This is a genomic window from Novosphingobium sp. BL-A-41-Hi4B-X5A, assembly GCF_055521705.1.
The window spans coordinates 93,464-107,767 of sequence record NZ_JBVFVT010000003.1 but is presented as its reverse complement, the minus strand read 5'-3'; the positions used below and the strand labels follow the sequence as shown (position 1 = coordinate 107,767).

The window sequence follows — 14,304 nt, the reverse complement described above, 5'->3', positions numbered from 1 at the left end:
ATGATCGCCCGTATCGTAACCTGGGCGGTCGAGAAGCGCTGGCTAGTCCTGCTCCTCACCGTCATCGTCGCCGCCATCGGCGCCTTTTCCCTCTACCGGCTACCGATCGACGCGGTGCCGGACATCACCAACAATCAGGTCCAGATCAACGTCCGCGCGCCTGCCCTCTCGCCCGAGCTGGTCGAGAAGCAGGTGTCGTTTCCAATCGAAACCGCGCTCGCCGGCACCCCCGGCCTGGAATATACGCGCTCGTTGAGCCGCAACGGCTTCGCGCAGATCACGGCGGTCTTTTCGGACGCGACGGACATCTATTTCGCCCGCCAGCAGGTGGGCGAGCGTCTGCGGGGCGTGCAAGAGAATCTGCCCGACGGCGTGAACCCTGAAATGGGTCCGATCGCGACAGGCCTGGGCGAGGTGTACATGTACACCGTTCGTCTCGATCATCGCGAGGACGACAAGCACAAGCCCGGTGAACCGGGCCAACAGCCCGATGGCAGCTACATCACGCCAGAGGGCGAGCGACTGACGACCGAAGAGGACAAGGCGACCTACCTGCGCACCGCGCAGGACTGGATCGTGACGCCGCTTCTGAAGACCACACCGGGCCTCGCCGGTGTCGACTCGATTGGCGGTTACGCCAAGCAGTTCCTCGTCGTGCCCGACGTGCAGAAGCTGGCCTCGCTCGGCATCACGCTGACGGACCTGGGAAATGCGCTGGAGCGCAATAACACCAGCGTCGGCGGTGGCTTCGTCAATCGCAATGGCGAAGGTCTGGCTGTTCGCTCGGATGCGCTCGTTCGCAATGCCAGCGAGTTGGCCAGGACCGTGATCGCGACACGTAACGGCGTGCCGATCACGGTCGAACAAGTTGCGACTGTGAAGACGGGTCAGGCGATCCGCATGGGTTCGGCATCGGAGAACGGTACCGAAGTCGTCGTCGGCACGGCGATCATGCGGATCGGCGAGAACAGCCGCATCGTGTCGACCGCGGTCGCTGAGAAACTGAAGACGATCAACGCTTCGCTGCCTCCTGACGTCGTAATTCAGCCGGTGCTGAACCGCACCGAGCTGGTCAATTCGACGATCAAGACGGTCGCGAAAAACCTGTCCGAAGGCGCGGTGCTGGTCATCGTCGTGCTCTTCCTGCTGCTCGGCAACTTCCGTGCGGCCCTGATCGCGGCGTTGGTCATCCCGATCACCATGATGCTGACAGGCTTTGGTATGCTGCGCGCTGGGGTCTCGGCCAATCTGATGAGCCTTGGGGCTTTGGACTTCGGTCTGATCGTCGACGGCGCCGTCATCATTGTCGAAAACGCGCTGCGCCGGCTTGCCGAGCAACAGCATCATGAAGGCCGATTGCTCAGCGTCAAGGAACGGCTCGCGACCGTGGCAGCCGCTGCGCGTGAGATGATCCGTCCCTCTGTGTACGGGCAGGCAATCATCATCCTCGTCTACGTACCGCTGCTCACGCTGACCGGCGTGGAGGGTAAAACGTTCGGACCGATGGCGCTGACCGTCATCATCGCGCTCGCCTTCGCCTTCATCCTCTCTCTCACCTTCGTGCCGGCGATGATTGCGATCTGGCTGTCGAAGAAGGTCGAGGAGAAGGACGGCCGCATCATCACGTGGCTGAAGAAGCGCTACGAACCCGGTCTCGACCGGGCCATGAAGCGCCCGACGCTGACGATCGGTGCGGGTGTGGGAAGCCTTGTGGTGGCGGCGCTTGCTTTCACTACGCTCGGCTCGGTGTTCCTGCCGCAGCTCGACGAAGGCGATTTGCTGATCCAGTCGCTCCGCATTCCGGCAACGTCGGTCCAGCAGAGCCAGGCGATGCAGGTGCCGATCGAGCGGATGATGTCGAAGCAGCCGGAGGTGCAATTCGTCTATTCCAAGACGGGCACCGCCGAGCTGGCGGCCGACCCGATGCCGCCGAACGCGACCGACATGTTCGTCATCCTGAAGCCGCGCAAGGATTGGCCGGATCCTGAGCTTCCCAAGGAGGAGCTGGTCAGCCGGATCGAGGGTAATCTCGCGAAGATTCCGGGAAATGCCTACGAGATCACCCAGCCCATCCAGATGCGCTTCAACGAGCTGATCGCCGGCGTGCGCGGCGACATCGCGGTGAAGGTGTTCGGGGACGACTTCAACCAGATGAACCGGACGGCCGAGCAAATCGCGGCGGTGCTGCGCAGAACGCAAGGCGCAGCGGACGTGAAGGTGGAGCAGACGACCGGTCTTCCCATGCTCGACATTCGCGTCAACCGCGACGCGATGGCGCGGTTGGGCGTTACGGCTCAGGATGTGCAGGACACCGTGACTGCGACGATCGGCGGGCGAACATCGGGCCAGATCTTCGAGGGCGACCGTCGCTTCCCCGTGGTGATCCGCCTGTCGGAGGCGCAGCGTGCCGACATCGGCCTGCTCCAACAGGTGCAGGTGCCGGTGGCAGGCGGCGGCTATGTACCGCTGTCCAGCGTCGCCGAGATCAAGGTGGTCGATGGTCCGAACCAGATCAGCCGCGAGAACGGCAAGCGGCGCGTGGTGGTGCAAGCCAACGTGCGTGGCCGCGACGTCGGATCCGTCGTGGCGGATGCGCAGGCGGCGATCGGCAGCCAACTCCGGCTGCCTGCCGGCACCTATCTCGAATGGGGCGGCCAGTTCGAGAACCTCCAATCGGCAAGCGAACGGCTGAAGCTGGTCATTCCGGCTTGCTTCATCTTGATCCTGCTGCTCCTCTACGGGGCGTTGGGATCGGTCCGCGACGCCGCGATCGTGTTCACCGGCGTGCCTTTCGCGCTGGTGGGCGGCGTCCTGTTGCTGTTCCTGCGGGGCATGGACTTCTCGATCTCGGCGGCAGTGGGCTTCATCGCCCTCTCGGGCATCGCGGTCCTCAACGGCCTCGTCATGGTCAGCTCGATCCAAGATCTGATCCGATCAGGGATGAGCCGCGAGGAAGCCGCGCATGTTGGCGCGATGCAGCGTCTGCGACCCGTCATCATGACCGCGCTAGTCGCCAGCCTCGGCTTCGTGCCGATGGCGCTGGGCGAAGGCGCCGGCGCAGAGGTTCAAAAGCCTTTGGCGACGGTCGTCATCGGCGGTCTGATCTCGGCGACGCTTCTTACGCTGTTCGTGCTGCCGACACTCTATGCCCGGTTCGGGCAGAAAGTGATCGAGAAACCCGAGCACTACAATGAGGAGCATGAAGGGGACGACCACGGTCAGACCTTCGTGAACAACTTGGCCTGATGGATGGGCAGGGCGATCCGCGATCGCCCCGCCCATCTCTGGGAGATGGGGATATGCCTCGCACCATAACCAGCTCGATGCTTCACGGCGGGCCACTGCGCATCTGGTCGGCACTCACCGATCCGGATCATCGCCGGGCGTGGAGTCCGCTCGTATTTCTCGATGATCCGTCCCGGCTCGGCGACACAGAATGCACCTTTGCGATCCAGGGCATCACCCGGCCAATTCGGACGCCAGCACGGATTGATCGATTCGATAAACCGCACGCCTTCGCTTGGTCCTGCGGCATCCCCTATCTGTTCACGCTCGAAGAGCGGTACGAGCTGGCGGGGGACGATGGCGGCACCAGGCTAACGCATAGCTGCACGCTGCGCGGGGCGCTCTCCCTGCCGTTCGCGGCGATGATGTTGCGCCGCCTGCGATCCCTGATGGTCGAATCTGACGATCGCCTCGCAACCTATCTCCGCTGGCGGGTAGGTCAGCCTGCCCGGGCTATCAATCGTCAGCGCGTCCCCTTCCGCTACAGGAGGAAGGCGCGATGATGATGCACTGTAAGCGGGTGCTGCCCGCCGTCATCCTCGTTGTCGGGCTCGCGGCGTGCTCGGAAAGAAAGCCGCCAGCCCCGCCAACGGAGCAGCAGATCCATTCGTCCGACAGCGCCGTGGCGACCGGGGAAATGGGGCGGCATAGATATCGCTGTTCCGACGGGGAACCGCTGTTCGTCGATTACAAGGACAACGGCCTGCAGATCGATTTGCGGCGCTCCAACGGGGGACCGCCGATGATGCTGACCGCGCCAGCGCAGGGCCTGCAATATGTCGGCGAAACAGCCACCGCGACCTTCAAGGGGTCGCAGCTCACCATCGTGGAAGGCGATGGCCGTACCCGGATCTGCGAGCAGGAAGGCACGCGATGAACTGCCCTGCCTTCGAACGCCACAGGGCGCTTCGTCGGAAGAGACCGATGTCTGACACGTCGATTTCAAATGTGACAACCTTGTGCGGCCTGAATCGGGCCGGTCTGGCGATCGCGCGCCTCGGCGTCGTTCTCGTCTCCGGGGCGGTTATAGGGGCGTGTAATCCAGCGCCGACCCAGCCTACCGAGCCGGCGCATGAAAAGCATCTGACGTCGAAACTAATCGCGCAGCGCATCATGTACTGCGACGACGGCACACGCGCCGATGTCGACTTCATCGATGACGGCTTGAAAATGGCCGTCACCTGGCTGCCGAAGGGCAGGACCGAGATCCTGCGCGCGCAGCGAACCGGTGACGAGTTTCGCGGCGACCATTCGCGGGCTGTCGTGGCGGGCGGATCGATCGCGTTCACGCGACGCGGGAAGATCCGCGTCTGCCACCGAACCCCGGAGGAGTCCTAGGAAATGCAGGCACTGCTCTATACGCTTGCGCCTGTGCTGGCGGTCGTGCTCGGCGCGATTGTCGCGAGCCGCACCAAGTTGAAACCTGGCCTCGTGGCGGGCCTACAGCATCTCGCTGCCGGCGTCGTGTTCGCGGCGGCAGCGACCGAAATCCTGCCGCAGGTCAAGCATGAGGCATCGCCCAGCGCGACGTTGATCGGCGGGGCGGCGGGCGTCGCGACCATGCTGGGGCTCAAGGCTCTTGAGGCCCGCTTCAAGGGGCCGATGGCGCTACTCGCCGCGATCGGCATCGACATTCTGGTCGACGGCCTGGTGCTCGGCCTCGCTTTCGTGGCGGGCGAGAAGGCAGGTCTCCTGCTGACGATCGCGCTCACTCTGGAAGTGTTATTTCTGGGACTGACGCTGACCGACGAGCTGGCGGAAACCTATCGCTCGCGCTTGCGCATCATCGTGATCGTCTCGGCATTGGCCCTGCTGCTGCCGATCGGCGCGCTCGCTGCCGTGCCGGTCGCCGCGCTGTCGCCGGTGATGATCGCCGGCTTCCTCAGCTTCGGGCTGATGGCGCTGCTCTACCTCGTCACGGAGGAGTTGCTGGTCGAGGCGCACGAGAAACCCGACACCCCGCTCATCAGCTCGATGTTTTTCGTCGGCTTCCTGGCCCTGCTGACACTTGAGGAGATGATGGGATGATCCCGGGCAACGACAACAATGGCGGGCAGGAGCGCCGCACACTGTGGATCGTCCTGCTGCTGAACGCGGCGATCGCTGCGGGCTTCTTCGTTTCCGGCTTCTTCGCGGACTCGAGCGCGCTGATCGCCAACGGCGTCGACAACCTGTCCGATACGGCTGTGTATGCGCTGAGCCTTGTGGCGCTCACCCGGGGCCAGACATGGAAGACACGCGCCGCGGTCGCTTCGGGCGTCATGCTGCTGATCTTCGCGGGCGGCATCTTGATCGATGTCGGACGGCGCTACGTGCAGGGCAGCGAGCCCATCGGACCTACCATGATGGTCATGTCCGCGATCGCCGGCGTCGTGAATTACCTCTGCCTGCGGCTGCTCCAGCGCCTCAAGGATCCGGACGTCAATCTCCGGGCCGCAACCACCTTCAGCTTCAACGACTTCATTTCCAACGGCGGCATCCTGATCGCCGGCGTGCTGGTGCTGTGGTTGGGTACCAATTGGCCGGACCTGCTGGTCGGCTTCGCCACCGCCATCATCGCCATCAAGGGCGGTGTCGAAATCCTGCGCGACGCGCGCGCCGAAACCAAGAAAAGCGAAAGGAGGTCGTCATGAACGACAAGCTCGAACTCGACATTCCAGTGTTGTTGCCGGACCTTCCTGACGCGGCCGATGCCTGCCTGGACCGTCTCGTATCAACCCTGTCAAAGCGCGAAGGTGTCGAGCGGGCGCATGTGATCTGTCTCGACGGCAACACGCCAGCGGCGCTGTGCATCCATTTCGATGCCGCCAAGCTGCCGCTGCCACGGTTGCGCGAAATGGTGCGCGCCGCAGGTGCCGAAATCACCGAGCGCTACGGCCATGCGATCTGGCAGGTGACGGGGATCAACCACGAACGTCGGGCGCGCACGGTCAGCGATGCGCTGTGCGCCTTGCCCGGCGTGGTCCAGGCAAGCGCCAGCACCAGCGGGTCTGTCCGGGTCGAATATGATCGCCGCGAAACCACCGAAGAGGAGGTGCGCGCTGCGCTTCGCAAGCTGAAGGTGAGGGTGGGCAAGCGGGTCGCTGCCGATGAACATGCCGGCCACGACCACGGCCCCGGGGGCCACGGCGCGGGCGAAGAGAAGCACGGCCCCGGCGATGGCCACGACCATAGCCACGCCGAATTTCTCGGCCCCAATACCGAGCTGATCTTCGCGCTCGCCTGTGGCGCGCTGCTGGGGATCGGCTACGCGATCGAGAGGCTGGTCGCTGGCGCGCCCGAATGGCTGCCGACCGCCTGCTATATCGCAGCCTATTTCTTCGGCGGATTCTTCACGCTGCGCGAGGCGATCGACAACCTCCGGATGAAGAAGTTCGAGATCGACACGCTGATGTTGGTCGCTGCGGCCGGCGCCGCTGCGCTGGGCGCATGGGCCGAAGGTGCGCTGCTGCTGTTCCTGTTCAGCCTCGGCCATGCGCTTGAGCATTATGCAATGGGCCGCGCCAAGAAGGCGATCGAGGCGCTGGCGAAGCTCGCGCCCGAAACCGCGACCGTGCGACGCGGCGGGCAGACCAGCGAAATCCCGGTCGAGCAGATGGTCGTCGGGGACATTGCCATCGTCCGCCCGAACGAGCGCCTGCCTGCCGACGGCTTCGTCATCAAGGGCACCAGCGCGATCAACCAGGCCCCGGTCACGGGTGAAAGCATCCCGGTCGACAAGGTGCCGGTCGCAGATGCCGCAGCGGCACGCGCCAAGCCCGATGCAGTCGACGCGGAAAGCCGGGTTTTTGCTGGTACGATCAACGGCGGCGGCGCGATCGAGATCGAGGTGACACGCCGTTCCAATGAAAGCGCGCTTGCCAAGGTCGTGAAGATGGTGAGCGAAGCGGAGACGCAGAAGTCGCCGACGCAGCGCTTCACCGACCGGTTCGAACGGATCTTCGTGCCCGCCGTCCTGGTCCTGTCAGTGCTCCTGCTGTTCGCATGGGTGGTCGTCGACGAGCCGTTCCGCGACAGCTTCTATCGCGCGATGGCGGTGCTGGTGGCGGCAAGCCCGTGCGCGCTCGCGATCGCAACGCCGAGCGCGGTCCTGTCGGGCGTTGCCCGTGCAGCGCGGGGCGGCGTGCTCGTGAAGGGCGGTGCACCGCTCGAAAACCTCGGGTCGCTCAAAGCGATCGCTTTCGACAAGACGGGCACGCTGACCGAAGGTCGTCCGCGCATCACTGATGTCGTGCCCGTCGATGGCGCCGATGAAGGCGAGTTGCTGGCGCTGGCTGTCGCCGTCGAAGCGTTGAGCGACCATCCCCTGGCCCAAGCGATCGTCAAGGACGGCCGCGAACGTCTGAACGATCGTGCCGTGCCGACTGCCGGCGACCTCAAGAGCCTGACCGGTCGGGGCGTCACCGCGAGCGTGGATGGCGAGACGGTGTGGATCGGCAAGGCCGAGATGTTCGGAAGTGAGGGCATTCCGGCGCTGGGGCAGGGCGCGCAGGACGCAATCGCGAAGCTGCGCGAGAACGGCCGCACGACAATGGTGGTCCGCAAGGGGGACCGCGACCTGGGCGCGATCGGCCTGATGGACACGCCTCGCGAAGCTGCCAAGACCGCGTTGCGTCGGCTGCACGAGATGGGCGTGTCGCGGATGATAATGATCTCCGGCGATCACCAGAAAGTCGCCGAAGCGATCGCCGACGAAGTCGGGATCGACGAAGCGTGGGGCGACCTCATGCCCGAAGACAAGGTTGCCGCGATCAAGAAGCTCGCCGGCGAAGACAAGGTCGCGATGGTGGGCGACGGCGTGAACGATGCGCCGGCGATGGCAAGCGCCACGGTCGGCATCGCGATGGGCGCGGCGGGGTCGGACGTTGCGCTGGAGACAGCCGACGTGGCGCTGATGGCCGACGATCTGGCGCACCTGCCATTCGCAGTCGGTCTTAGCCGCCATACCCGTGGAATCATCCGGCAGAACGTCTTCGTCAGCCTGGGTGTCGTCGCCTTCCTGGTGCCTGCTACCATCCTCGGCCTCGGCATTGGGCCAGCGGTGGCGGTTCATGAGGGATCGACGCTGCTCGTCGTCATCAATGCGCTCAGGCTGCTCGCCTACCGCGATCCGGCAGGGAAGGCGGCATGAAGTGGCTGATCGCCTTCGACCTCGACGGCACGCTTGCCGAGAGCAAGCGGCCGTTATCGGAGGATATGGCCGCAATCCTCGCCCGATTGCTCGCCATCACGGATGTGGCGGTGATCTCGGGCGGGGACTGGCCGCAGTTCGAAAAGCAGATCGCCTCGCGCCTTCCTGCCGGCGTCGCGCTCGACCGTCTCTGGTTGATGCCGACCACAGGCACGAAACTCTATCGGTTCATCAATGGCGCTTGGCGCGCGGTCTATGCCGAACTGTTCGACGACGCGGAGAAGGCGAAGATCCGCACGGCCTTCGATCAGGCGCTGACCGATGCCGGTCTCGCCGACGAACGTATCTGGGGCGAACGGATCGAGGACCGGGGCAGCCAGATCACCTTTTCGGGCCTGGGGCAGGCAGCGCCGCTGAAGGAAAAGGAAGCGTGGGATCCTGACCGAAAGAAGAGGACCGCGTTGCAGGCCACGTTGCGCGCGAAGCTGCCGGAGCTCTCGATCAATCTCGGTGGCACGACATCGATCGACGTGACCAGAGCAGGGATCGACAAGGGCTATGGCCTGAAGCGCCTGAGTGCCGAGAGCGGTGTCCCGCTCGACGGGATGCTGTTCATTGGGGATGCGATATTCCCCGGTGGGAATGACTATCCCGCTGCTGAAATCGGCCTCGACACAGTGAGGGTGCGCGACGTCGCGGAAACCACCGCCGTCGTGACCGCCATCATCGCGTGTCTGCACCGATAGGATCAAGATACATGGTCGGCTCCATCGCGGAATGCCGCATTGTCAAAGCTCTGGCTTCTGTCGCTTAGGGCAGCGCTTCCTAAAACGAAAAGAAGGCAATGTGCGCGTCTCCGCGAACAAAGCCTCCAGCGATCAATCTAAGAGATTCCGCCGCGCTTCTCAATCGTAGGGGGCGTTTGCGGGAGGGGGCGGAATCCTACGCTAAGGATTTGGGCCAGCGATATTCCCCGGTTAGATTGATGTGTTCCCATCCCAACGGCGAGACGTGGGCGAGTAGATCAGGCGCGATATGGGTACCGCTGGCGGCCCGGGTATTGACGACCTCGCCGAGCTTCATGGTGTTCCAGAATATGATGATGGCGGCGAGCAGGTTCATTCCGGCGATGCGATAGTGCTGGCCTTCGCCGGATCGATCCCGGATTTCACCTCGGCGGTGGAAGCTGATGGCGCGCTTTAGGGCGTGGTGGGCCTCACCCTTGTTGAGGCCGATCTGAGCCTGGCGCTGGAGGCCGGCATCAAGAATCCAGTCGATCATGAACAGGGTTCGCTCGATGCGGCCCACCTCTCGCAATGCGAGGGCCAGCTCATTCTGGCGTCACCTCAAGGTTTGTTCGCCAGACAACGATTTCTCGGACATAAGCGGAACATGGGCTACGCTACACGCTTCAACCGCGCCATTGGCTCGTTGAGTGGGTGGAATTCACCTGCTGGAAGTCGCCTGGCCTGCTCCCAGAGGTAATCGCCGGTCAGACTGATGTGCGCCCAGCCCATCGGAGAAAGGTGCGCAAGCAGTGCCGCATCGAACGTCGTGCCGACAGCGTTGAGGTGCTGGGCGGCCCGGTCGAGATAGACCGTGTTCCAGTAGGAAATCGCCGCAATCAGCAGGTTCAGCCCAGATGCGCGAAATTCCTGATTTTCCAGCGAGCGATCGGTGAACCGACCCTGCCGGTTGGTATAGATGGCGGCGGCAAGCGTGTGCCTCGCCTCGCCTTTGTTGAGACCGGCCTGACAGGCACGTCGCAGTTCCGGTTGTTCAAGCCAATCGAGCGTGAACAAAGTGCGCTCGATACGGCCCAGTTCAGCCAATGCAAAATCCAGCCTGTTCTGGCGTTTGTAGGCGGCAAGTTTTCGCAAGATTACTGACGGCGCCACCGTGCCATCCTTGATTGAGGCGACAATCCTGACGATGTCATCCCAATCGGCCTCGATCGCTGCCGTTTTGATGGTGCGGCCCATCAGATTTTCGATGCCCTTGTATGTCGATGGCGCAGCGATCGAACCCAGCTTGCGGTCGCCAATATCGCGCAGCCGGGGCGCGAAGCGGAACCCGAGTAGGTGGCAGAGTGCGAAAACATGATCGGTGGCGCCGCCGGTATCGGTATAGTGCTCATGCAACGGAAGGTTGCCGGCGCCCAGGACAAGCCCGTCGAGCACGTAAGGCGCTTCACCTGCCGTCGCGGACATGATCCGTGATCCGAATGATGCGAAGTGATCGGAAAGGTGAGAATAGATTTTCACGCCAGGTTCGGCGCCATATTTGGCATTGACGTCCGCCGCCCCTGAACGGCTCCGCCCCGACCGGAAGAACTGGCCATCGGACGACGAACTGGTGCCAGCGCCCCAATGCCGCGCGAAGGGTAATTCGTGATGGGCTGAGATGATCATGGCCAGCGCGGCCTGATAGTTCTCGGGTGAAAGATACCAGTTGTGGGTCCATGCGAGTTGGGCATAGCTGACGCCTTCGCTGGCATTGGCCATCCGCTCCAGCCCGAGGTTGGTGCCATCAGCCAGAATTGCGGCGAGTACCGTGCTGGGGTTGTCGTGCTCCTTGCCTGAGCGCAGGTCACGGAATGCGTTCAAAAAACCAGTGCGTTCGGCGACTTCAAGCAGCAGCTCGGTGATGCGCACGCGGGGAAGCAGGGTATCGAGCTTGCGATCGAGGGCTTCAGCTTCCGGTGGGGTGACAGGCGGCATTTGCTGAAGCTTGAGCCGGTCTCGTTCGAGCGACACTCCCTCAAGCTTGTTTGTTTTCAACTGCTTGGCAAATCGGCGCAGCCGCCAGTCAAGATTTCGTGCCCGGTCAGCGAGGTAGGATGCAGCATTTGAATCGAACGGAAGCACATCCGCCACTTTGGCGGCGTCGCGCCGACCCAGCAAATAGGCATCGAAGCGCTGATAGTTGCGGGTTCCCTCGATCCATACATCACCGGCGCGCAAACGATCACGCAAGGTTGCCATGATCGCAATTTCATAACGTCGGCGGTCGATACGGCCGCTTTCGGTGATGAGACGCTTCCACTGCCGATTGGGGAATGGCAGTGGAACGCCATCGGGAAGGTCGCGCGACTTTCGTGTGTTCGCATCGCGAATGACATCGATGGCTTTGATCAGTGCCGTCCCTGTTCCAGACGCCTTGAAGGTGAAGGCGTCCAGAAATGCCGGGCTGAAACGCCGTAGCGTGGCGTAACGCTCGGTTGCCGTTACCAGTGCGTCCTCGCCGGCAAGATCAGCAAGGGCATCTACTTGGGCCTTTGCCGCAACAAGCCGGTGCCAGCCCACCGCTTCGTCAATCAATTCGAGCGGATCGCCGCCATTCTGGACAGCCTCATCAAGTGCTGTAATCGTGGCGCCAAACAGCCGCATGAGTTGCCCCACCGACTGAATACTATCTTGGTAGCGACGCTCGCGCCCACGCCGCGCGCGCGTGAACATGCCGCCGATAAGTCGGTCAAACATTTGGATCGCGGCATCGGCAAGTCTGGCCTCAAGGTCGATCACTGCGGCCGTCAACGTCGCCCGCCTGCGATTGACGCTGTAATCCGAAAGCAGGAATGCCGGTGCCACGCCGCCCTCGCGGACAAATTGGGCAAAGCGGAATTCCGGAATGGCGCCCCCAACTACCGGGTGGATACCTATGCCGCGAACATAGCGCAGGCGCTCAAGCAAGCCATTGATATTGGCCGCAGTCGGGGCTTCTTCGAAATTACGCAACCACGCCAGCGGTGTCATGCCGAAATCCGGGTTGTTGATTACGAGTTCGTCTAGCCGTGTCAGTTCAGCAGAGCTGAGGCCTTCGACGATTGCGGCTGCGGCAGCTTTGCGTGCGCGTGCCCGGCCAGCAAGACCGGCGCGTTCCAGTGTGTCGCCTGACGGAAGAATGAACCGCTCACCCTTCAGGCCAACCATGAGGGCGCGAACAATCGGTTCACCTCTGTCTGTATACTCGGCGGCTTGCGCGGCAAGATTCAGGGCAAGTGCCAGGTCGCCGCGTCGAAACGGGCGTATGCCAAGATAACGCGCCACGAGATCGGCATGATCGGTACGGGTTTGCGCGCGCTGACCATATGCAGAGAAGGAGGAAGGATCGACGAATAACTGTGCCGCGAGGTACTGAAGAATGACGTCGGGAAGCCCGATCTCGGGTTGCAGACCAAAGCCGGGATGTCGCATCAAAGCGATTTGTGCAGCCAGACCGAGGCGATTTGCTGGACCATAGCGGCGCCCAACCAATTCAACATCTTCCGCAGAAAGGGTATAATGCCCAATGATCGCGGTTTCTTGGACAGGAGGATCGAACAGGCGCCGGCGCTCGTCTCCGGTCAGAAGTCGGCGTCGTGCCATTTTGCTCTCCCGCTGAGGCGAATAACAAAATTGACACCAAAGCGGCTTGCACTGGAGGGAGGCCATTCGTTGCCGGTTGATCCCCGAGCAATCACCCGGCGCAGCAAGACAGTTTGGCGACATCCTTATCAAACGTTTGGGCCGCCAGTTTGAGGCCTTCCACAGTGGTCAGGTAAGGAAATATCGTTGCACCCAATTCCAGGGTGGTCATGCCGTGTTTGATCGCCAGCACCAGTGTCTGGATCGAATCCGCGCCTTCGGGTGCCATGATCTGGCCGCCCAGCAAACGGTCGTTCGCCTTGTCGGCAATCAGTTTGATGAGACCCCGCGTATCGCGTGCTGCCAGTGCCCTTGGCACAGCATCGAGCGGGAGCAGCGAAACCTTGATGTCCAGGCCTTGCGCCCGTGCTGTCGTTTCAGTGAGGCCGGCGCTGGCGACTTGCGGGTCGGTGAAGACGACGGATGGCATGGAGGAATTGTCGTAGCGGTATTGGTTGCCCGTCACCGCGTTGCGCGCGGCCAGTTTTGCGCCATAGGCGGCCATGTAGACGAACTGGTCCCGTCCCGTTACATCGCCCGCCGCGTAAATGCCTGGAACCGACGTTTCGAGGTGGTCATCGACGACGATTCCACCATTACGGGCAAGCACTATGCCGCGCTCCTCCAGCCCAAGCCCGTCGCTATTGGGTCGGCGTCCGGTGGCGATGAGCACCTGTTCCGCCGCGACGGTGTCACAATGCCCCTCGCAGGTCAATTCGACCCCGCTCTGTGTTTGGGCGATACGCTGATAGCCGACACCTGCGCAAACCCGCACGCCCTCGGCTTCCAAATAGTTTTTCAGCGCGGCACTCACTTCCGGGTCCATTTCGGGGAGCAGGCGGCTTCGGCAGCAGATGGTGACATCAACGCCCAGACGCGAAAACATCTGTCCCAGTTCTACCCCGATCACCCCGCCACCGATCACCAGCAGCGATTTGGGCAAGCGATCCAGCGCCAGCGCCGATGTGCTGGTTAGGTAGGGCACGCTGTCCATCCCCGGAATCGGCGGCACGGCGGCGTGCGCACCCATCGCCAATATGACCTTGCCGACCTTCATGGGCGCATCGCCGACAATCAGCGCACCATCGGCAAAGCGTGCCTTGCCCTCGATATAGCTCACACCGTCATAGGCGGGCAGCAGATCGACATATTTTTTTTGGCGCAGCGTCGTGACAAGATCGTTCTTCGACGCCGCCAATACGGACCAGTCATCCATCTGGACAGCGCCCCCAAGGCCGGGAAAGCGCGCGGCGGCAAGCCCACCATGCACCGCTTCGGCGGCGCGGATCAGCGTCTTGGAAGGAACGCAGCCAACATTGACACAGGTGCCGCCAATCGTGCCGTGACCGACGAGCGCCACTTTCGCGCCCAGATCGGCAGCGGCGATCGCGGCGGAGAACCCGGCAGAACCCGCGCCGATGACGGCCACGTCAAATCCTTCCTGCCCGGGGCGGTTGCAACAGTCGTTCATTGCTTATCGCT

The 14,304-nt window shown here is 62.9% G+C and carries 10 protein-coding genes and 1 pseudogene; 8 read left to right on the top strand and 3 right to left on the bottom strand.

Going from position 1 to position 14,304, the window contains the following annotated elements; genetic code table 11:
• From ACZ1JY_RS20235 to ACZ1JY_RS20200, 8 genes are read left to right on the top strand one after another with little or no spacing between them, the layout of a single operon-like run.
• Nucleotides 1-3,246, top strand: coding sequence for an efflux RND transporter permease subunit (locus tag ACZ1JY_RS20235; protein ID WP_004212878.1), 3,246 nt, complete (start codon nt 1-3; stop codon nt 3,244-3,246).
• A 53-nt stretch (nt 3,247-3,299) separates the two neighbouring features.
• Nucleotides 3,300-3,788, top strand: a complete 489-nt coding sequence (locus ACZ1JY_RS20230) for an SRPBCC domain-containing protein (RefSeq protein WP_004212879.1) — start codon at nt 3,300-3,302, stop codon at nt 3,786-3,788.
• Nucleotides 3,785-4,162, top strand: coding sequence for a hypothetical protein (locus ACZ1JY_RS20225; RefSeq protein ID WP_009824022.1), 378 nt, complete (start codon nt 3,785-3,787; stop codon nt 4,160-4,162). Before ACZ1JY_RS20230 ends, ACZ1JY_RS20225 begins: the two co-directional genes overlap by 4 nt.
• Before the next feature lie 47 nt (nt 4,163-4,209).
• On the top strand, nt 4,210-4,623 hold the full coding sequence (locus ACZ1JY_RS20220) for a hypothetical protein (RefSeq protein WP_004212881.1): 414 nt from the start codon (nt 4,210-4,212) through the stop codon (nt 4,621-4,623).
• A 3-nt stretch (nt 4,624-4,626) separates the two neighbouring features.
• Nucleotides 4,627-5,313, top strand: a complete 687-nt coding sequence (locus tag ACZ1JY_RS20215; RefSeq protein ID WP_004212882.1) for a ZIP family metal transporter — start codon at nt 4,627-4,629, stop codon at nt 5,311-5,313.
• Nucleotides 5,310-5,918, top strand: coding sequence for a cation efflux transmembrane domain-containing protein (locus ACZ1JY_RS20210; RefSeq protein WP_004212885.1), 609 nt, complete (start codon nt 5,310-5,312; stop codon nt 5,916-5,918). Before ACZ1JY_RS20215 ends, ACZ1JY_RS20210 begins: the two co-directional genes overlap by 4 nt.
• Nucleotides 5,915-8,416 (top strand): heavy metal translocating P-type ATPase, encoded by a 2,502-nt coding sequence (locus ACZ1JY_RS20205; RefSeq protein ID WP_004212886.1) that lies wholly within the window; start codon nt 5,915-5,917, stop codon nt 8,414-8,416. Before ACZ1JY_RS20210 ends, ACZ1JY_RS20205 begins: the two co-directional genes overlap by 4 nt.
• Nucleotides 8,413-9,162: an HAD-IIB family hydrolase gene (locus ACZ1JY_RS20200; protein WP_004212890.1), complete on the top strand. Its 750-nt coding sequence runs from the start codon at nt 8,413-8,415 to the stop codon at nt 9,160-9,162. Before ACZ1JY_RS20205 ends, ACZ1JY_RS20200 begins: the two co-directional genes overlap by 4 nt.
• Before the next feature lie 196 nt (nt 9,163-9,358).
• On the opposite strand, the pseudogene ACZ1JY_RS20195 reads toward ACZ1JY_RS20200, so the two are convergent.
• From ACZ1JY_RS20195 to merA, 3 genes and pseudogenes are all read right to left on the bottom strand, one after another.
• Nucleotides 9,359-9,757: pseudogene (locus ACZ1JY_RS20195) on the bottom strand (Tn3 family transposase); the annotation flags it as partial.
• Between the two features lie 56 nt (nt 9,758-9,813).
• On the bottom strand, nt 9,814-12,783 hold the full coding sequence (locus ACZ1JY_RS20190) for a Tn3 family transposase (protein WP_014072601.1): 2,970 nt from the start codon (nt 12,781-12,783) through the stop codon (nt 9,814-9,816).
• A gap of 91 nt (nt 12,784-12,874) precedes the next feature.
• The gene (gene merA, locus ACZ1JY_RS20185; RefSeq protein WP_465131575.1) at nt 12,875-14,293 is read right to left on the bottom strand and encodes a mercury(II) reductase; all 1,419 of its coding nucleotides are present in this window, start codon (nt 14,291-14,293) and stop codon (nt 12,875-12,877) included.
• Nucleotides 14,294-14,304: the final 11 nt, after the last annotated feature.

Bases quoted from the DNA above. Each gene is read 5' to 3' on its own strand.
- ACZ1JY_RS20230 (WP_004212879.1), top strand. From the start codon at position 3,300: ATGCCTCGCACCATAACCAGCTCGATGCTTCACGGCGGGCCACTGCGC.
- ACZ1JY_RS20210 (WP_004212885.1), top strand. From the start codon at position 5,310: ATGATCCCGGGCAACGACAACAATGGCGGGCAGGAGCGCCGCACACTG.
- ACZ1JY_RS20225 (WP_009824022.1), top strand. From the start codon at position 3,785: ATGATGATGCACTGTAAGCGGGTGCTGCCCGCCGTCATCCTCGTTGTC.
- ACZ1JY_RS20200 (WP_004212890.1), top strand. From the start codon at position 8,413: ATGAAGTGGCTGATCGCCTTCGACCTCGACGGCACGCTTGCCGAGAGC.
- ACZ1JY_RS20215 (WP_004212882.1), top strand. From the start codon at position 4,627: ATGCAGGCACTGCTCTATACGCTTGCGCCTGTGCTGGCGGTCGTGCTC.
- ACZ1JY_RS20220 (WP_004212881.1), top strand. From the start codon at position 4,210: ATGTCTGACACGTCGATTTCAAATGTGACAACCTTGTGCGGCCTGAAT.
- ACZ1JY_RS20190 (WP_014072601.1), bottom strand. From the start codon at position 12,783: ATGGCACGACGCCGACTTCTGACCGGAGACGAGCGCCGGCGCCTGTTC.
- ACZ1JY_RS20205 (WP_004212886.1), top strand. From the start codon at position 5,915: ATGAACGACAAGCTCGAACTCGACATTCCAGTGTTGTTGCCGGACCTT.
- merA (WP_465131575.1), bottom strand. From the start codon at position 14,293: ATGAACGACTGTTGCAACCGCCCCGGGCAGGAAGGATTTGACGTGGCC.
- ACZ1JY_RS20235 (WP_004212878.1), top strand. From the start codon at position 1: ATGATCGCCCGTATCGTAACCTGGGCGGTCGAGAAGCGCTGGCTAGTC.